Raw genomic sequence first — 17,430 nt, 5'->3', positions numbered from 1 at the left:
TATCTTCCTCGAAAGTAGTTTAATTTACTATATAGAAATATTGACGATGCTAAAGTGAAGCGATGAGTGCGGAGATCAGCGGCGTCGAGCTCGGTCGGGAGCTGAGCACGGCGGTGGTCGCGTTCCACGAGGCGGTGGGGGCGCGGCTGGGGGTACGTGCGGTGGATCAGCGGGCGCTCGCGTACATCGGCAAGCGGGGTTCGCTCTCGGCGGGGGAACTGGCCAGGGAGATCGGTCTGACCCCGGGTGCGGTGACCGGGATGGTGGACCGGCTGGAACGGGCCGGGCTGGTGCACAGGGAGCCCGACCCCTTCGACCGCAGGCGGGTGGTGATCAGTGTGGCCGAGGGCGGTTCGCGAGCCTTCGCGGAGGCCTTCGCCGGGCTGGGTTCCGCGATGAACGACCTGGTGGCTGGCTACGAACCTGCTGAGCAGCGGGTGATCGCGGACTACCTGACCCGCACGATCGAGGTCCTGCGCGCCCAGGCCCGGCGACTTCTCGAGGAGGAAGCGGCCGGCGCGTGACGCCACACCACGCGGCAGGCCTCGTGGGGGTTATCCACAACCACGGAGGCTTGTCCACAATTTGTCTCGGTTACCCCCAGCACCCCGCCCGGCCCGATACGCTGGCAGCGGGGTCGCCCCCCAGGGAGGGCGGGGGGTGGGTTACTACGGGCGGCGCGTCATCACTCGGCCTTGGCCAGCTCGTGGGCGAGTACGTCGGCGAAGGTGAAGGTTCCGGTGGGCTGGTCGTTCTCGCCGAGCAGGTAGAGGCGCTTGACGGCGACCAGGATGCCCTCGGCGACGATATCCCGGAAGGCCGGGTCGGCCAGCCTGCGGCGGTCCTCGAGGTTGGTCAGGTAGCCGATCTCGATGCGCACCGCGGGGCAGCGGGTCTTGAGCAGTATCTCCCAGGTCTTCGGATGGGTGCGGCAGTCCTTCAGCCCGGTGCGGGCGGCGAGCTCGCGCTGGATGAAGCCGGCCAGCAGCTCACCGACCGTCGAGGTGGAGCCGTAGCCGTTGCCGTAGTGGAAGCTCGCCACGCCTTGCGCCTCCGGGGCGGAGTTCTGGTCGCAGTGCAGGGAGAGGAACAGGTCGGCGCCCACCTCGTTGGCGAAGGCGGCGCGATCGGCCTCGGCCGGGCTCTGCGCCGGGCCACGGGACAGCAGTGCCTCCATCCCGGTGGCCTTCATCCGGCCCTCCAGCCGCCGGGCGAGGTCCCACACCAGGTCGGCCTCGCGCAGGCCGTGCATGTCCACCCCGGTGTCGGGGCCGCCGTGCCCGGGGTCGAGCACGATCCGCTTGCCGCTCAGCCGCGGCCCGGCCCGGCGCACCTGCTCCTGTTCGCGCAGGAACACCGGCCTGCCGCCGCGTGCCCGCGGGGACAGCTGCCGCAGCGCGCGCACCACGGCCGCGCCGCAGATGCCGTCCACCAGCAGGCCGTAGTCGTGCTGGAAGTTACGCAGGCCCCACTCGGTCTGCGGGCCGAACACCCCGTCCGGCCTGCCCGCGTCGTACCCCAGTTCGGTGAGCCGGTCCTGCAGCGCGAACACGTCGTCGCCGTGCACCGGAGTGGAGATCAGGTACGCCAGCGGCCTGCTGCCGAGGTGATAGTTGGCACCCCGCAGGGCCCGGTAGGTGGCGGGCCCGACGACCCCATCGGTGAGCAGGCCACGCCGCTGCTGGAAGGCCCGCACGGCCTGTTCCACCGCGAGGTCGAAAGCGCCATGACCGTTGGAACCCTGTGCCGATGGGAGCAGATCCAGTGCGGCGAGCATGGACCTGATCTCGGCGACGTCCGGACCGGCGTCGCCGCGGCGGAGTACCCGCATGCACTCCTCGCTCTTCCTTGTGCACCGCTGGTGCGCTCGATGCTTGTCAGCTTTCTCCGGAACCAACCCGGGGGTCTCTATTGTGCCCTGCGAACGCTCGGTAAGCGCGCAGGGCCGGTCGGTGCGTCACCGCACGTCACGCCCGCATGGCTCGTGCACCTGCAGTAACCGAAGCATCGCATCGGGCGACAACGGATGCACAACGAAAAACCCGGGCGCACGTCCGATGGACGCGCGGGCCCCGGGTTGTCGTTGTCTCACTGTGACAGAGTCGTCGAGAACCGCTAGAACCGCCCGTGCCAACCACAAGGAACGCGCGCTCGGCGGAGCCCACGAGCGGCGAGGCGGGGCGCACAGCCTTCGGCAGTGACAGTCGTGACCGGAGTCCGAACCCCGTCGAGCCGATCGTGTCGCGCGTTCCGGACCAGCACCGACATGTCTCTGGCCCTCAGCCGATGACGCCGGACAGCTCCGAGAGCAGGGCGGCCTTCGGCTTCGCACCGACGATCTGCTTCACCGGCTTGCCACCCTGGAACAGGATCAGTGTCGGGATCGACATGACCTGGTACTCCCTGGCGGTCTCCGGGTTCTGGTCAACATCCAGCTTGGCGATCTTCAACTTGTCCTTGTGGTCGCTGGCGATCTCCTCCAGCACCGGCGCGACCATCTTGCACGGGCCGCACCAGGTGGCCCAGAAGTCGACCAGCACCGGCGTCTCGCTGGACAGCACGTCCTCGCCGAAGCTCGAGTCCGTCACCGCAACGGTGTCGCTCATGTTCTCTCCTTAGTGGTTACCGGCCGCGGCCGGCGTGATCAGTTCACCGGCGCCGACGCGGCGTAACCGCCACCGACCAGCTCGGGTGCTTCCTGGGCTTCCTCGGCGACCTCGTGCTCGGCCAGCCACCGCTCGGCGTCGATGGCCGCCGTGCAACCGGACCCCGCCGCGGTGATCGCCTGCCGGTAGGTGTGGTCCACCAGGTCACCCGCGGCGAACACCCCGTCCAGGTTGGTGTACGAGCTGCGTCCCTTGGCCAGCACGTACCCCTCGTCGTCCAGATCGACCTGGCCGCGCACCAGCTCGCTGCGCGGATCGTGCCCGATCGCCACGAAGAAGCCCGAGACCGCCAGCTCCGACTCCTCGCCGGTCACCGTGTCCCTGAGCCTCAACCCGGACACGCTTCCGTCCCCGAGCACCTCGGTGACCTGCGAGTTCAGCTGCCACCGAATCTTCTCGTTCGCTCGCGCCCTTTCCAGCATGATCTTCGAGGCGCGGAACTCCTCGCGCCGGTGCACGACCGTCACCGTGCGCGCGAACTTGGTGAGGAAGGTGGCCTCCTCCATCGCCGAGTCGCCTCCACCGACGATCGCGATGTCCTTGTCCCGGAAGAAGAACCCGTCACAGGTCGCGCAGGAGGACACCCCGCGGCCGAGCAGCTCCTGCTCCCCGGGCACGTACAGGTACCTTGCCGCCGCACCCATCGCCAGCACCACGGCGCGAGCGGCGTACCGGGTGCCGTTCACCGTCACATACTTGATCTCGCCGGTGAGCTCGAGCTCCTCGACATCCTCCGCGCGCAACTCGGCCCCGAAGTGCTCGGCCTGGGCACGCATCTGCTCCATCAGTTCGGGCCCCTGAATGCCTTCCCGGAAGCCCGGGTAGTTCTCCACCTCGGTCGTGGTCATCAGCGCCCCGCCGAACTGCGAACCCTCGAACACCAGGGGTTCCAGCTGCGCGCGCGCCGCGTACACGGCCGCGGTGTATCCCGCGGGACCCGATCCCACGACGATCAGGTTCCGTACGTCCTGTGCCACCCGTGACCTCCGCTCGTCTCGACCTGCACGTCAGGCTCAACACGATCGTAGGTGCGCATGTTCCCGAGGTGACGCGGGCCGCTCACGGGCAAGCTCAGCCGCCGGTGCCGCCGATGATCTCGTCGACCAGCAGTTCCGGATTCCCCGGTCCGCAGGTCGGCGGCACGGCGACCAGCCGGAACTGGGCCAGCTCACCGGTGGTGTACAGCACGATCACCGCCTCCCTGCCGTCGATGGTCGCCGGCCGGATGCCCTCGGCCTTGCGGTCCGGGTCGATGCCGTTGGCCGCGAGGCACGCGTCCAGCTCCTGCTCGCCGCCGAAAGCGCCGAAGTCGCGGACCCCTTCCACCTCGCCGATCGCCGCACCGAGGGCGTCCCCCTGCAACGCCACCGGCGGCTGCCCCGGATCGGCACCGGTGTCCGGGCTGCCCGGGGTCTGGTTGTCCCCCGGCAGCACGATGGCCAGCGCGGCCACCGCCGCGGCGGCGGCCGTCAGCACCCCGCCGCCCCAGCCGAGCATGCGGTTGCGGCGCCGGCGTGCGGCGTCGATGCTCACCACCGGGGCCACCCCGGGTTCCGCCCGCGCGGTATCCGATCCCGAACCGGAGTCGGTACCGGTGGTTCCGCGCTGCCGAACCTCCTCGGCCAGCGCGGCGTCGATCCGCGCCGCCACCTCGGCCGGCATGGGTTCGATCGGCGCCGCGTTCAGCTCGGAAAGGTCGGTCGTGGTCGCTTCCAGCGACTCGATGATCGCCCGTGCCTCGGGGTCGGCATTGACCCGCGGCCACAGCCGCGCGGCCTGTCCCTCGTCCAGCACCCCGGCGTGGAGGTCAGCGAGTACATCGACAGACCAAGGCGGACCGACGGCTTCGCCGGTCCCCCGCTGCTCGTCTGTCATCGTCCCTCCCCGTCACGTTGCCCGCCCGCGTGCGGCGTGGCCTGCGTCGTACGCCCCGATGGCTCTTGGCGTTTGCTTTCGTGAGTTGGGACGGCGTCTTCGGTGTCCGGGTTCCGCAGATGCCCGAGAACCTTGGCGAGCTTTGCGCGACCCCGGGCACATCTGCTCTTCACCGTGCCTTCGGCGATGCCGAGCATGGTCGCCGTCTCCGCGACCGAATATCCCTCGACATCGACCAGCACGATCGGGCCACGCTGGTCCTCAGGCAACTCGTCGAGCGCCTTGCGGACCACCAGCGTGGTCTCCCGTTCGGCCAGCGCGTCCCTCGGCACGGCGGGTTCATGCTGCCCGGTCTCCGGCAACGGCACGGTGGGCCGTGCCTGCCGCCGCCGTACCCGATCCAGGCAGGCGTTCACCACGATCCGGTGGAGCCAGGTGGTGACCTGCGACTCCGCGCGGAACTTGCTCGCCGCGCGGAACGCGGAGATAAAGGCGTCCTGTAGCGCGTCGGCGGCTTCCTCCGGGTCGCGCACGGTGCGTAAGGCTACTGCCCACATGCGGTCACGATGTCGGCGGACCAGTTCGGTGAACGCGTGGGGGTCTCCAGCGGCGTGTGCCGCGATGAGATCGGCGTCCGATGGTGCGGCTGCGGTCACCCAGAAGAGCCTACTAACCCCGAAACATCACGATTGCGTAGGCACGAACGTCAACTCGCCGATCTCCGAGACGTGGTCCGCGCCGTCCTCGGACAGCCTGGTGATCCAGAGGATCACGTACTCCGCCTGCTCCGGGCTCGGCAGGTCGATCTCGGTCTGCACCTCGGTCAGCTCGGTACTGGACACCACCCTGGTCGCCTCAAGGGACGGTTCGGACTCCTCGGCGACCCGCACCTCCACGGCCGTGCCGGGGCTGTCCGCGGCGATCTTCACCTGCTTCAGGTCGATCGGCTGGTCGAACCGCGCGATCAGGCCGACCCCGGACTTCAGCGCGGGCAGTTGCTGCTGGTACTGGTCGGTGCGCCAGATCGTGGTCGGATCACCGTCGATGGCGTTCTCCGCCCGCGCGACGTGGTCGCCGGTGCCCTCCGGGTTGTACACCTGCACCGAGGCCGGTTGTACCGGCTCACCCAGCGCGGGCGGCTGGGTCTCCGGCGATCGCTGATCCCCGGGCGGCTCGGCCTGCTGGGTGGTCGGCTCGTCGGCCACGTTCACCGGTGGCCCGGAGGCCGGGTCGTCCTGGAAGAAGTCGATCGCCATCATGCCCAGCCAGGCCAGGATGCCCACCGCGGCGACCGCGAGCACGCTCACCCCGAGCGCCAGCTTGCGCCGCCGCGAGGCGTCCTTCACCGGCTTCTTCGTGGTCCACACCCCGCCGTCCTCGTCGACGCTCTCGTCCCCGACCTGCTTGATGAGCTGGGTGCGTTCCTCTTCCTCCGCGGCCTGCTCCAGCACCCGCAGGATCGCCGAGCTGGTGCGGATGGCCCCCTGGCCACCATCCTCGATGGTGCGCCCCGCCAGCGCGGACAGCGCGGCGGGCACGGTCGGTTGCAGCGACCTGGCAGGCACCAGCCTGCCGTTCGGGGAATGCGGGGCGGCCGGGATGGCCGGCGGGCCGCCCGGCAACGCCCACCGGCCGGTGAGCAGCAGGTACAGCACCGCACCCAGTGCCTTGACGTCGTCGCGCAGGGTGGCGTCCGGCAGCGGGCCGGGGAAGGCCAGCCGCAGCCTGCCGTCCGGGGTGAGCCGCAGCCGTTGCGGATGGTCCAGGCCGAGCACCAGCCCGGAGTGGTGCGCGCTGTCCACGGCCTCGGCCAACGCCTGCACCATTCTGGCCGCGGTGCCTGGCGCCACCGGCCGCTCGGCGACCAGGTCGAACAGATCGCTGCCCTTGGTCCACTCGGCCACCACGATGCCCAGCAGCCCCTCGCTGGAGGTGATGCCGTTGCCGAGACTCAACACGTCCAGCACCCTGGCCACCCCGCCGTGGCTGAACTTCGCCGCATGCGCCGCGCGGTCCAGGGTGCGCCGTGCGGCCCTGGCGGCCTCGCCGTCGGCCGGGTCGCCGACCAGCATGGTCAGCGCCACGTCCCGGCGTAGCTGGCCGTCCCGCGCCCGCCACAGGTGCGCGCCGGCGCGCTCGTCGATGCCGAACTGGGCGAGTAGCCGATACCGACCGTCGCCGACAACTCCCCCGGGCGCCAGCGAGCCGCCCCTGGTGCGAATGTTCACCCGGGTCCTGTCCCCTTGCTCGCTCCGTCTCGTGTTCACCGCACTCTCCCGCTTATCTCCAACCGAGGGTACGTGAACGAACCGGGTACCCGTGTAGCAGCGACCCGATACCTAAGCCCGCTTGGCCATCCGGGTGACCCTCCTGGTGATCGGGTTCAGCTCGTCGATCTTCAACGCCACCAGTACCCCGAACGCGACCCCGAGGCCGACCACGCCCTGCAGGACCAGCTTCACCCAGGCCTGCAGGGTGGCGCCGAGCGCGTCCGGCACCAGCAGGCCGACCAGCCAGGCCGCCAGCACGCCCAGCCCACAGGCCACCACGGTGAACAGGATCACCCCGAGCACCCGCTTGCTGCGCAGGTTGCCCAGCTGCACCCACAACCAGACCTGCCCCATGATCGCGCCGACCACGAAGACCAGCGAGTTCACCATCATCACGCCGAGCACCACGTCGGCCGGGCTGAGGACACCCCCCGCCAGGTACAGCAGCGGGATCTTCACCGCGGTCATCACCGCCATGATCAGCGTCGGGGTGCGCGAGTCCTTCATCGCATAGAAGACCCGCATCTGCAGCATCACCAGCGCGTACGGCAACAGGCCGAAGGCGGAAACGGCCAGCGCCTGGCCCAGCCGCTCGGAGTCCTCCAGCGTGCCCTTGCCGAAACTGAACAGGGCGACCCCGATCGAGGTGCCCGCCACCACCATCACGGCCGAGATCGGCAGCAGGGTGAGGGTGCTGAGCCGGGAGGCATAGGACAGGTCGCCGATCAGTCGCCGGTTGTCCCCGTCCGCGGCCGCCCGGCTCATCCGGGGCATGATCGCGGTGAGCAAGGACACCCCGATCACCCCATAGGGCAGCTGGAACAGCAGCCAGGCATTCGAGTAGGTGGCGACCCCGCCCTCGTCGCCGCTGGTCAGCACCCGGGTGTTGATGATGACGCCGACCTGGCTCACCGCGACGTAGCCGAAGATCCACGCGGCCAGCCCGCCGAACTCCTTCAGCCGCTCGTCCAGGCCCCAGCGCCACTTGAACCGGAACCCGGAGCGGCGCAGCGCCGGAATGAGGAACAGCGCCTGCATCGTCATCGCGGTGAACACCCCGATACCGAGCACCAGCAGCTTCGGGTCGCTCATCGCCAGCGGGTTCAACGTCGGATCGCCCGGCACCAGCGCGTACAGCCCGATGGTCAGGATGATGACCAGATTGTTGATCACCGGCGCCCACTGGGCGGGCCCGAAGATCTGCTTGGCGTTCAGCACCGCGGACAGCACCGCGAACAGGCCGTAACACAGCAGGCCGGGCAGCAGCAGGTAGGCGAAGGCGGTGGCCAGGTCGCGGTTGGCTTCCCCGCTGTCGTCGATCAGCAGCGAGGTGACCAGCGGCGCGCCCAGCGTGGACAGCACCGTGCCTGCCAGCAGCACGGTGATCGCCATGGTGAGCATCCGCTGGGTGTAGGCCTCGCCGCCGTCCTCGTCGTCCTGCGAGCGCACCAGCAGCGGCACCACCACGCTGGTCAGCACCCCGCCGAGGAGCAGTTCGTTGATGATCAGCGGTAGCGTGTTGGCCACCGTGAACGAGTCGTAGACCGCGCTCAGCCCGGCCACCGCGGCCAGCAGTACTTTCCAGGCGAAACCGGTGATCCGGCTGGTCAGCGTGGCGATCGCCATCCGGCCGCTGGCCTTGACCACCGACGGCGCCTTCTTGCTCTCCGCGGGCTCCGGGCGCGGCTTGCGCTCCGGCTCCAGCCCGACCGCGGGCAGCCGGTCGCCGATCGGCTCGGACGGGCGCGGCGCGTCCAGGATGCGCGGCAGCATCCTGGTGGCGAACTCGTCGTAGGGCCGCATGATGTCCGGGTCGGCGCTGGGCCAGCGGGCCCCTGGCGGCACCCCGTGCTCCGGCCGGATGAACTGGGTCGCGTCCGGCTCCACCGGGCGGCCCTGCTGCCCCTGCTGCTGCCCCTGCTGCCAGGGGCGGACCGGCGGCGGAGGACGCCTCCCCTGCGGTGGCTGGCCCTGCGGCGGCTGGCCGGGTGGCGGCTGGCGGCGCGGCGGGCCCTGGGCAGGCCGCGGCCGCTGCGGTGGTGGCGGCTGCCGCTGCGGTGGCTGCTGCTGTGGTGGCTGCTGCTGTGGTGGCTGCTGTGGGGGAGGTTGCTGTGGTGGCTGCGCGGGTAGCTGGCCGGACCGGCGTTGCGGCCGGCCGTTCTCCCGCGGGTCGGGGGCCTGCCGGCGGGGCGGCGGTGCCTGGCCGGACCGGCGGGGCTCCTGCTGCGGTGGCGGTGGCCTGCGGTCAGGGCGCTGCGCCTGCGGCGGCTGCTGCCGGTGATCGGGGCGCTGCGGTCCCGCGTCCGGGGGGCGATCGGCGCGCTCGGGTTGCGAAGGCTGCGCTTCACGCTCAGGTCGCGAAGCGGATCCTCTGTCCAAGGCGTGCCCCATCGTCGGCTGTCAGGCTGTGCTCAACTCAAGGTCGGGTTCTGCATGACCCGCCTGGTCGACCCAGCGTAATCGGCTTCCGGCGGAAACTCAGGTCCCGCTCGCACCGGCCCGCTTTTCCGCCCGAATCCGACGATAGATGCGCCTGCCCGCCAGCAGCAGCAACGCGCCCCCCGCGGTGGCCGTCACGATGACCGTGATCACGCCGTACTCGTTGGAGATCAGCTCGAACCGGGCAGGCGGACCCAGCTCGGTGCCGCCGGGCGTGCTCAGCGACACGTAGACGTTGAACTTGCCGGCCCGCTGCGCCTCGGCCGGGATCCGGCGGTTCACCTTGCTGTTCGCCGCGATCACCACATCCGGCACGTCCTCCGGCCGCAGCCCGGCCGCGTTGCTGAGGTTGATCTGCACGGTGATCGCCACCGGCAACTCGCTGGAGAGCAGCACCGGAAGCGGCGAGCTCCCCGAGGCGAGCTGGATCGGCCGGTTGGGGGTCACCGCCGTCACCCGGCCACGCAGGGTGTCCAGCTGTTCGCGGGCGACCAGCATCGCCTGGTCCCGCTGCTGTGTGGTGCGCCACGCCGAGGACGACGCGCGCAGGAGGCCGTTGCGTAGCGGCTGCAGCACCTGTGCCGGCTCGACCTGGGCGGTCGCATCCACCGACATCGCCCTGCCGAGGTCGGTGGTGATGGCGTCGATGTCCCGCATCCGGCCCAGCACCTGGCCGGAGGGCTCGGTCGGCACGTCCCGGGCGGGCCGGACCATCCCGGCGTCCCCGGTCGTCCGCGTGGCGAGCAACTCCTGCAGCTGCACCGGCTCCACCCGGCCACTGCCCGCGAAGTCGCCCAGGGTCTGCAGCAGGGTGTCGAGCTCCGCGGCCGAGGCGGTCCACTGGTGCGGTGGGGCGAGCAGCACCGGCCCCGAGCCGGTCTCCCGCTGGTTCAGGCCGGCCCGCATGGCGAGCACGGCGAGCCCGTTCTGGACCGCGATGTCCGGTTCCATCACCGGGTTCAACGTGTTCGCGGCGCCGGAACCGGTGAGCGAGCGGGCCAGCAGCGCGTCGTAGGGCTGCGCGCGGATCCCCGTCCCGGCCAGCTCGGGAGCGGACCCGTCGGTCGTGTCGTCCGGCAGCCGGTCCGGATCCACGATCAGCGTGTTCACCCCGGCCCCGCTCAGGTCCTCGAGCGCGTCATCGTTCAAGCGGCCGTCCGGCCAGAGCACCCCGTCCACGGGTTTGACGTTCAGGATCCTGGTCACCGTGGCCGCGTTGCCCACCGCGGTCGCGGTGAGGCCGGGAGCGCTGTCCCGGATCGCGGAGACCGCGGCCAGGTCGGCGTCCGCGAACGGCAACTGGATCACGCACTTCCCGTCCACCAGCGCACGCAGCGAGTCCAGCCAGCGGCTCGCGGCCGCGGCGCCGGTGCCCTCGATCGTCCCGCGCGGGGTGCGGACCCGGTAGCCACCCGCCATCGCCTCGACGGTCTGCAGCAGGTCGGGGTCCACCGCGAAACACAGCGAACCGAAAACCCGGGGGTCGTCCCTGGCCTGGTCGGCGGCCGACACCAGCGCGTCCAAGCGGCCGCCGGGGGCGAGCGCGTCGGCGAGCGCGTCGTTCGCGAGCACCAGTGGGCCGCCGAGGGGGGCCGCGACCACCTGCGGTTCGGTGGCCGCGATCGGCCACAGCACGGAGAGCCGGCGCGGCTGGTCCGGGAGGTACTCCCCGGACCCGGTCGACCCGCCGGGCACACCGAGCACCGGCAACATCATGTTCAGCTCGGCCAGCCGGGCGGTGCCGCCGTACTCCGGGGTGCCGTTCACGTTGACCAGCAGCGGATACACGCCGGGCCGGACGACCTCCAACCCGTCCGCGGCGCCGTTCAGCGGCACCTCGAGCGCCAGCGGTGCGGATTCGCCGGGGGCGAGCTCGTCGACCACCTCGGTGAACCGCGACATGGACAGCTCGGCGGGCGGCGGCTCGGCCAGCGACTCGGCCAGTTGCCGCTCGTCCGACCGCACCTGGCCCAGCTGCACCCTGGCCTTGAGGTCACTGATCCGGCGGTCGCCGACGTTGGTGAGCCGGCCGCGGACGGTCAGCGTGGTGGAGTCCGTGGTGAGCAGCCGGGGGCTCATCTCGGCGATATCCATCCGCAGCCGGTCCGGTTCCTCGGGCAGTGGCTGCCCGCTCGCGCTCGGCAGGAACAGGCAGCTCCCAGCCAGGAACAGCAGCGTCAGCACGAGCGCGCCGAACCGGGTGCAGGCACTCGTGGTGTCCGCCTTGCTCGGTGCTCGTCCGGAAATGCGCGGCAGGAGCGGCTCGGCGAGGCTCGGACTCCGGTGATGACCGTCACCGCCCCAGGACATGCGCCCCGCCTCCCCGCTCGTGGGCCACGCCGCGCGCGTTCCTCCACTCACCACCGCAGGTCCCAGCGGCGGTCGGACATCCTGTCACTCGCCAGCCCCCTCGGCAGCGGGTTCGGAGTCGATGAAAAGTTCGCGTGCCTTACGGACCAGCTTGCGCTCGTCGGCGTAGGCGAGGCGGCTCTCGACCTCGGCCAGTGGTACCCAGGCGACCTCGGTGACCTCGACGTCCTCGTCGGAGAGCTCACCGCCGGAAGCCTCGAGCAGGAAGTGGTGCACGGTCTTGTGCACCCGGCGGCGCTCGGCGACGAACCAGTAGTCGATCGCACCCAGCGGCTCCAGCACATGCGCGGTGATACCGGTTTCCTCTTTCACCTCGCGTACTGCGGTCTGCTCCATGGTCTCGCCGTCCTCGATATGGCCCTTCGGCAGCGACCAGAGGAGTCTGCCCTGCCGGTCGAGCCTGCCGATCAGCACGGCCCGATCCCGGCCGGGGTCGACCACGAGTCCGCCGGCCGAGGTCTCATCGACCGTGGTCAGCCGCCTGCCACGGCGGCGCCGCGACCGGCGTCCCGGTTTGGCGCCACCGGAGCGACCGGCCGATCCAGGCATGCTGCGATGCTAGAGCAACGGTCGGCATCCTCTACCAAGGAGATCGGAAGCAGCCCACCTGGTGCCAGGAGGTCGACCTGCACAGATTGGCTGCTTTCGATCGGATTGGTATCTACCGGGCACTGTAGGCTGGCTGCTCCTGTCCGTGCCGCCGTACGGATGTAGTAGTGCTGACAAAGTGGACGTCCGAGCTGGTGGAATAGTTGTGAACAAACGTGCCGCGAAGCAGAACGCGGTGACCGAGCTGATGCGTATCTCGCCGGTGGCCGACGAGTTGGCCGCCCGGTTCGCCAAGGCGGGGCGCAGCCTGTTTCTCGTCGGCGGCAGCGTGCGCGACGCGCTGCTGGGCCGGCTCACTCATTCCGGTGAGACCGATCTGGACTTCACTACCGACGCCCATCCCGAGCAGGTGTTGAAACTGGTCTCGAGCTGGGCCGACGCGGTGTGGGAGGTCGGGATCGCGTTCGGCACCGTGGGGGTCACCAAGCACGGCTCGACCCTGGAGATCACCACCTTCCGCGCCGACTCCTACGACCGGGTCGGCCGCAACCCCGAGGTGACCTTCGGCGAGACCATCGAGGAGGACCTGCTCCGCCGCGACTTCACCGTCAACGCGATGGCGATCGACTTGGCGACAAAGAAGTTCGTCGATCCGCATGACGGGCTGGGGGCATTGAGCCGGCGGGAGTTGGACACCCCGGCCGCCCCGCAGGAGTCCTTCGCCGACGACCCGCTGCGGATGCTGCGTGCGGCCCGGTTCGTGGCGCAGCTCGGACTCGAACCCGCGCCGAGGGTGGTCGAGGCGATGACCGAGATGGCGGAGGAGATCAAGCGGATCACCGCGGAGCGGGTGCAGGCCGAGCTGTCCAAGCTGATGCTCGGCGTGCGGACCCGTGCGGGTATCGAGTTGATGGTGCGCACCGGCCTCGCCGAGCAGGTGCTGCCCGAGGTACCCGGGATGCGGCTGGCCATCGACGAGCACCACCAGCACAAGGACGTATACGAGCACTCGCTCACCGTGCTGGAGCAGGCGATCGACCTGGAGTCCCTGCACGAGCCGACCTCCGGGCCGGACCTGGTGCTGCGGCTGGCCGCCCTGCTGCACGACATCGGCAAGCCGGCGACCCGGAAGTTCGAGCCCGGCGGTGGGGTCAGCTTCCACCATCACGAGGTGGTCGGCGCCAAGATGACCCGCAAGCGTTTGCGCGCGCTGAAGTACAGCAAGGAGATCACCGAGCAGGTGTCCCAGCTGGTGTATCTGCACCTGCGCTTTCACGGGTACGGCAAGGGCGAGTGGACCGACTCCGCGGTGCGCAGGTACGTCACCGACGCCGGTGACCTGCTGCCCCGGTTGCACAAGCTGGTCCGAGCCGACTGCACCACCCGCAACAAGCGCAAGGCCACCGCGCTGCAACGCACCTACGACGACTTGGAAGAGCGGATCGCCCGGATCGCGGCCGAGGAGGACCTGGCGCGGGTACGACCGGACCTGGACGGCAACGAGATCATGCGCTTGCTCGGGCTGCCCCCCGGCCCGATGGTCGGCAAGGCGTGGAAGCACCTGAAGGAGATCCGCCTGGAACGCGGCCCGCTGGACCACGACGAGGCCGTCACCGAACTTCGGAAGTGGGCCGCCGAGCAGGGTGTCGACGCACCCCCGCCCGGCTGACCGACGGGTCACTCACCTCCACAGGCAGGCGACAGCTAGCGCCATAGGCTGCTCACTCGATCGATTTGCTCGACCATGTCTCGCCAGCCCGCGAGCTTGGTGACCGGTCCATGCCGCTCCAGCCGCTCCAGGAGTTGCCGTCGATGCTGGTTGAATCGTTTCGTTTCCCGTTCGCGCCGACGACCCGTGCGGGCCGAAGCGAGCGGTAGGCAGTGTCGGCGTCGCGGTGTACGACGAGGAGGTGCCCCGGCCTCCCATGAGCGTGACGCCCGCACGCAACCGGGACTTCACGTCCTTGTCGATGTTTCTCAGCAACGTGAAGTCCGGCGTGGTCAGCCGTACGTCGATACCCCGATCACAGTGCTCTGGTCAGCGTTCCGTCCGGTGCGGTCTGCTGGCGGCTCACCGCGACCAGAATGTCTGATCGATCACACAGTTGGACGACTCCCGGCGCATGGGTGTTGACGATGACTTGCCGGAACGGGTTCGCCTGATCAGGCGCCTCCTGCGGATCCACCGCAAGTTCACGAACCAGGTCCAGCATGGCAGGAAGGTTCGCGGGGTGGATGCCGTTCTCCGGCTCCTCCATGCAGATCAAGCCGCTGACCGTCGGGTCCTCGAGCAACACGCACAGCGCCAGAAATCGCAAGGTGCCTTCGGACAGGGCGCGGGCAGGTAGCCGCATACCGCTTCGCTCGTGCAGGACAAGCGTCAGCACTTCCCGTACCTGATCCGGTACGACGCTCAAGCTTTCGACGCCGACATCACCGAGATCAGCCAGGTGCCCCGCCACCTGTGCGTAAACCGCTTCCGAGTCGGACGACTCGTGGCTTGTGCCGGCTTCCTGCGCGATCCGGAACAGCGTGGCCGCGAGGTGCCGGCCATCGGCACCGAGGGAGCGCGGATCGGCGAATCCGTCGGGGGCGCGTAACGCGGACGGTTCGAGCGCCAGCCTGCGCCAGCTCTGCATCTCCCTGCGGGCGGCCAGGATCGTGGGGTGATCGTTGGTGGTGATCGTGCTGAGCACCGTCCGGCCGGTGCGTGAGGCCGATCGCGGCTGCGGCTTCCCGTAGCTCTCCCCGTCCCCATGAACGTTGATCACCAGACCGGTCCCATGCCGATCCGTCGACAAGAACGGTCCGCCCCTGCGCTGTCCGACGACGACGGCGTTCCGGAACCGCTTCGCGTTGTGCGCGAAGCGCAGGTGCTTGGCCGCCTCGCCACGGTTGATGTGCCGAAGTTCCTCACCCAGCAGTGCGAGCCGGCCGATACCGGCTCCGCCCTCCGGTGGGAGGTAGCCGACGTTGAGTTCGTACCGCAGGAATGTCGTGGTCGCGTTGGCCGGCTACCCGAGGTCGTCCTCCCTCGATCTCCGCGGGGACGATCATCTCGGCGGCGAGCTTGATAACCCGTTCGTGGTCACGCGATAGCCGTTCCAGAACAGGTCGCGGGGATCACCACTGCGTCCGTCGGAGAGGCCACGGACCTTCTGGGCGGCTTCCATCAGTGTGTCCGAGGCCAGGTGCGACAGGAGTTCGATCACGTCGAACACGTTCGACTTCCCGATACCGTTCGCGCCCGCGATACAGGTGAACGGCCCGAAGTCGACCCGCACGTCCAAGAGGTTCTTGAATCCTTGGACCTCCAGCCTGGTGAGCATGGAGTCAGGCTACCGGCGCGACGTCGCTACGCAGGCCGACCACCGCTCCAGTGAGTTACGGGCCGAACGGAGAACGCATCACCTCCACAGGCGGTGAGTGCTGGGGGTCGGCGGGAGGACCAGGTTCGGGTTGGTGGCCAGGATGAGGGTTTCCTGGACGTGGGTCAGCCAGGTGCCCGCCATCCCGGGGTCCGCGCCCTTGCGGGGCAGGAACACGAAGCGGGCCAGGCCGAAGGTGACCAGCCAGTCGTCCACCTCGGCGTGCGGCAAGGTGTGCATCGGCCCCGCGCAGCAGCGGGCGAACACCCGGTGTGCCGCGCCGGTGTCGCGCAGGGCGGCCGCATGCCGTTCGCGGAACGCCGCCGCCTCGGCCCGGTTCCGGTAGGCGTCCGGGAACATCCGACGCCCGACGCTCTCCGGGGTCGGCCCGCGCCGCAGCAGTCCGCTGCCCCCGGGCGGGACCTCGCCGCGTTCCAGGAAGACGATCAGCTGCTCGGCGTGGTGCGCGAGGGTGTCCGCCACGTTCTCCGACATCCGCACCAGCACCCCGTCCGCGGCCGGCAGCGCGTCGAAGTAGTCGGCCGGCAGGTCGTAGACCGCGTGCTCGTGCATCAGGCGGGCCGCACCGTCGCATGCAGCCCGTAGCGCTGTAGGCGCACCGCGAACTGCTCGGCACCCAGCTGGTCGGCGAACATCCCGACCTCGGCCTTGCCTTCCTGATGCACCTCGGCCACGGCCCGCGCCGCGTCCTGCGGCGGCATCCCGCACAGGGCCTGGAACAGGTGGACCACCACCGGGACGGTGTTCACGTCGTCGTTGTGTACCGCCACCAGCCAAGCCCCTGCGCTCATCTGGCCACGTGGCTGAGCAGGTGCGACCAGGCGGCGCCCGGGATGGTCAGCATCCCACCTGCGCGGTCCTTGGTGTCCCGCACGGCGACCGTCCTCCCGACGAAAGCCACCTCGACGCAGCTTCCGCCGCCGCCGTTGCCGGTGCTGTAGCTGCTGGTGAACCACCGGGCGCCTGGCATCGTCCTCGCCTCTTTCGCCGTGTCACAGCCGCGCCAGCACCTCCCGGATCAGCGCGACGGAGTCGGCTGGGGTGAGTGCCTCGGTGCGCAGCGCCTCGAAGGCGAGTTTACAGGCCCGGACCTCGGTCTTTTTCTCGATCTGCAGGGAGCCGAAGACATGGTCCACCCAGGCGAGGTCCGGTTCGTCCTTCTCGGCGAAGCTCAGAACGTGGAAGGAGCCGTCCATGCCGACATGCGGGGAAGCCGACAGCGGCAGCACCTGAAGCGTGACCGTGGGCAGCTCGGCCACCTCCAGCAGGTGCCACAGCTGTGCCCGGTGGACCTCCCGGCCGCCGACCGGGCGCCAGAGCACCGTCTCGTCCACGATGGCGACGAGTTCCAGCGGGTTCTCCTCGCTGCGCAGCCGTTGCTGCCGGATCAGCCGGACCGCGGTCTGGTCCTCCACCCAGTGCTTGCTACGCCGCTTGGAGAGCTTGCCGAACAGCGTGCGGGCGTGCGCCTCGGTCTGCAACAACCCGGGGATGTTGCCGAGTTCGAAGTGATGCAGCCTGGCCGCGGCGGCCTCCAGCGCGACGTAGCCCCGTGCCTCCACGCCGAACTCCTGCCACCAGGCCTTCTTCCGTGCCTCCCTGGCGAGCTGCTCGTAGGGCTCCCAGTCGTTCACCGGCAGGCCGTACAGGTCGAGCATCGCCTTCACGATCACGATGTCCGGCGCGGTGCGCCCGTTCTCGATCCGGCTCAGCCGCGGCGCCGAGATCTCCAGCCGCCCGCACACCTCCCCGGTGGACATGCGGACGTCCTCCCGCAGCTCGCGCAGCAGGCGGCCGAGGTACCTGCGGCGGAACGGCGGCGACTCCTGTGCACTCACGACCGGTTACCTCCCGTTACTCGGTGCACGCAAT

18 protein-coding genes are annotated in these 17,430 nt (G+C 69.9%); 3 read left to right on the top strand and 15 right to left on the bottom strand.

The features are described from left to right. Positions 1-62: 62 nt before the first annotated feature. On the top strand, positions 63-524 hold the full coding sequence (locus FB471_RS17995) for a MarR family winged helix-turn-helix transcriptional regulator (RefSeq protein WP_211358057.1): 462 nt from the start codon (positions 63-65) through the stop codon (positions 522-524). A 161-nt stretch (positions 525-685) separates the two neighbouring features. On the opposite strand, the gene FB471_RS17990 is transcribed toward FB471_RS17995, so the two are convergent. From FB471_RS17990 to murJ, 7 genes are all read right to left on the bottom strand, one after another. Further along, positions 686-1,831 carry an N-acetylmuramoyl-L-alanine amidase gene (locus FB471_RS17990; RefSeq protein WP_141999614.1) on the bottom strand — a complete coding sequence of 382 codons (1,146 nt, stop codon included), beginning with the start codon at positions 1,829-1,831 and terminating at the stop codon, positions 686-688. A 448-nt stretch (positions 1,832-2,279) separates the two neighbouring features. Then, a complete protein-coding gene (gene trxA, locus FB471_RS17985; RefSeq protein ID WP_141999613.1) occupies positions 2,280-2,606 on the bottom strand; it encodes a thioredoxin in 327 nt (108 codons plus the stop codon). A 38-nt stretch (positions 2,607-2,644) separates the two neighbouring features. Continuing rightward, on the bottom strand, positions 2,645-3,643 hold the full coding sequence (gene trxB / locus FB471_RS17980; RefSeq protein WP_141999612.1) for a thioredoxin-disulfide reductase: 999 nt from the start codon (positions 3,641-3,643) through the stop codon (positions 2,645-2,647). A gap of 94 nt (positions 3,644-3,737) precedes the next feature. Next, positions 3,738-4,541 (bottom strand): hypothetical protein, encoded by an 804-nt coding sequence (locus tag FB471_RS17975; RefSeq protein WP_141999611.1) that lies wholly within the window; start codon positions 4,539-4,541, stop codon positions 3,738-3,740. Next, a complete protein-coding gene (gene sigM, locus FB471_RS17970) occupies positions 4,538-5,197 on the bottom strand; it encodes an RNA polymerase sigma factor SigM (protein WP_141999610.1) in 660 nt (219 codons plus the stop codon). Before sigM ends, FB471_RS17975 begins: the two co-directional genes overlap by 4 nt. Before the next feature lie 27 nt (positions 5,198-5,224). Next, positions 5,225-6,769 (bottom strand): protein kinase family protein, encoded by a 1,545-nt coding sequence (locus FB471_RS17965; RefSeq protein ID WP_142002108.1) that lies wholly within the window; start codon positions 6,767-6,769, stop codon positions 5,225-5,227. 111 nt (positions 6,770-6,880) lie between these two features. Next, positions 6,881-8,614, bottom strand: a complete 1,734-nt coding sequence (gene murJ / locus FB471_RS17960; protein ID WP_246076726.1) for a murein biosynthesis integral membrane protein MurJ — start codon at positions 8,612-8,614, stop codon at positions 6,881-6,883. A 45-nt stretch (positions 8,615-8,659) separates the two neighbouring features. On the opposite strand from murJ, the gene FB471_RS35165 reads away from it, so the two are divergent. After that, complete coding sequence (locus FB471_RS35165) at positions 8,660-8,941, top strand: hypothetical protein (RefSeq protein ID WP_246076461.1); 282 nt, start codon at positions 8,660-8,662, stop codon at positions 8,939-8,941. 348 nt (positions 8,942-9,289) lie between these two features. On the opposite strand, the gene FB471_RS17955 is transcribed toward FB471_RS35165, so the two are convergent. Beyond that, on the bottom strand, positions 9,290-11,560 hold the full coding sequence (locus tag FB471_RS17955) for a DUF6049 family protein (protein ID WP_246076460.1): 2,271 nt from the start codon (positions 11,558-11,560) through the stop codon (positions 9,290-9,292). Positions 11,561-11,644: 84 nt separating this feature from the next. Further along, positions 11,645-12,169 carry an NUDIX hydrolase gene (locus FB471_RS17950; RefSeq protein WP_141999608.1) on the bottom strand — a complete coding sequence of 175 codons (525 nt, stop codon included), beginning with the start codon at positions 12,167-12,169 and terminating at the stop codon, positions 11,645-11,647. Positions 12,170-12,374: 205 nt separating this feature from the next. Here FB471_RS17950 and FB471_RS17945 point away from each other — a divergent pair, with 205 nt between their 5' ends. Then, positions 12,375-13,838, top strand: a complete 1,464-nt coding sequence (locus FB471_RS17945; RefSeq protein WP_141999607.1) for a CCA tRNA nucleotidyltransferase — start codon at positions 12,375-12,377, stop codon at positions 13,836-13,838. A 355-nt stretch (positions 13,839-14,193) separates the two neighbouring features. Here the strand turns inward: FB471_RS17945 and FB471_RS35160 are convergent, their stop codons facing one another. The 6 genes from FB471_RS35160 to FB471_RS17920 form a co-directional block, all read right to left on the bottom strand. Beyond that, complete coding sequence (locus tag FB471_RS35160; RefSeq protein WP_246076459.1) at positions 14,194-14,940, bottom strand: AAA family ATPase; 747 nt, start codon at positions 14,938-14,940, stop codon at positions 14,194-14,196. A gap of 282 nt (positions 14,941-15,222) precedes the next feature. Further along, entirely contained in the window at positions 15,223-15,498 is a 276-nt protein-coding gene (locus FB471_RS35155; protein ID WP_246076458.1) for an AAA family ATPase, read from the bottom strand. 78 nt (positions 15,499-15,576) lie between these two features. Beyond that, the gene (locus FB471_RS17935; RefSeq protein WP_141999606.1) at positions 15,577-16,110 is read right to left on the bottom strand and encodes a DUF2017 family protein; all 534 of its coding nucleotides are present in this window, start codon (positions 16,108-16,110) and stop codon (positions 15,577-15,579) included. Next, entirely contained in the window at positions 16,110-16,349 is a 240-nt protein-coding gene (locus tag FB471_RS17930; RefSeq protein WP_141999605.1) for an ATP-dependent Clp protease adaptor ClpS, read from the bottom strand. The genes FB471_RS17935 and FB471_RS17930 overlap by 1 nt, the downstream gene beginning before the upstream one ends. Beyond that, positions 16,346-16,528 carry a DUF397 domain-containing protein gene (locus FB471_RS17925; protein WP_141999604.1) on the bottom strand — a complete coding sequence of 61 codons (183 nt, stop codon included), beginning with the start codon at positions 16,526-16,528 and terminating at the stop codon, positions 16,346-16,348. Before FB471_RS17925 ends, FB471_RS17930 begins: the two co-directional genes overlap by 4 nt. A 22-nt stretch (positions 16,529-16,550) precedes the next feature. Continuing rightward, positions 16,551-17,396 (bottom strand): helix-turn-helix domain-containing protein, encoded by an 846-nt coding sequence (locus tag FB471_RS17920; RefSeq protein ID WP_141999603.1) that lies wholly within the window; start codon positions 17,394-17,396, stop codon positions 16,551-16,553. Between the last annotated feature and the right edge of the window lie 34 nt (positions 17,397-17,430).

This window comes from Amycolatopsis cihanbeyliensis (genome assembly GCF_006715045.1).
In the GTDB taxonomy this organism is placed as follows: Bacteria; Actinomycetota; Actinomycetes; order Mycobacteriales; family Pseudonocardiaceae; genus Amycolatopsis; species Amycolatopsis cihanbeyliensis.
The sequence above is the reverse complement of the archived record's forward strand: the minus strand, read 5'-3'. Positions and strand labels throughout refer to the sequence as shown.

What these genes read in the sequence shown, in the direction of transcription:
- FB471_RS35155 (WP_246076458.1), bottom strand. Translation starts at nt 15,498, where the DNA reads ATGCTCACCAGGCTGGAGGTCCAAGGATTCAAGAACCTCTTGGACGTG.
- FB471_RS17930 (WP_141999605.1), bottom strand. Translation starts at nt 16,349, where the DNA reads ATGAGCGCAGGGGCTTGGCTGGTGGCGGTACACAACGACGACGTGAAC.
- FB471_RS17935 (WP_141999606.1), bottom strand. Translation starts at nt 16,110, where the DNA reads ATGCACGAGCACGCGGTCTACGACCTGCCGGCCGACTACTTCGACGCG.
- FB471_RS17990 (WP_141999614.1), bottom strand. Translation starts at nt 1,831, where the DNA reads ATGCGGGTACTCCGCCGCGGCGACGCCGGTCCGGACGTCGCCGAGATC.
- FB471_RS17925 (WP_141999604.1), bottom strand. Translation starts at nt 16,528, where the DNA reads ATGCCAGGCGCCCGGTGGTTCACCAGCAGCTACAGCACCGGCAACGGC.
- FB471_RS17995 (WP_211358057.1), top strand. Translation starts at nt 63, where the DNA reads ATGAGTGCGGAGATCAGCGGCGTCGAGCTCGGTCGGGAGCTGAGCACG.
- murJ (WP_246076726.1), bottom strand. Translation starts at nt 8,614, where the DNA reads ATGCGGCCCTACGACGAGTTCGCCACCAGGATGCTGCCGCGCATCCTG.
- FB471_RS17955 (WP_246076460.1), bottom strand. Translation starts at nt 11,560, where the DNA reads ATGTCCTGGGGCGGTGACGGTCATCACCGGAGTCCGAGCCTCGCCGAG.
- trxA (WP_141999613.1), bottom strand. Translation starts at nt 2,606, where the DNA reads ATGAGCGACACCGTTGCGGTGACGGACTCGAGCTTCGGCGAGGACGTG.
- FB471_RS17975 (WP_141999611.1), bottom strand. Translation starts at nt 4,541, where the DNA reads ATGACAGACGAGCAGCGGGGGACCGGCGAAGCCGTCGGTCCGCCTTGG.
- FB471_RS17950 (WP_141999608.1), bottom strand. Translation starts at nt 12,169, where the DNA reads ATGCCTGGATCGGCCGGTCGCTCCGGTGGCGCCAAACCGGGACGCCGG.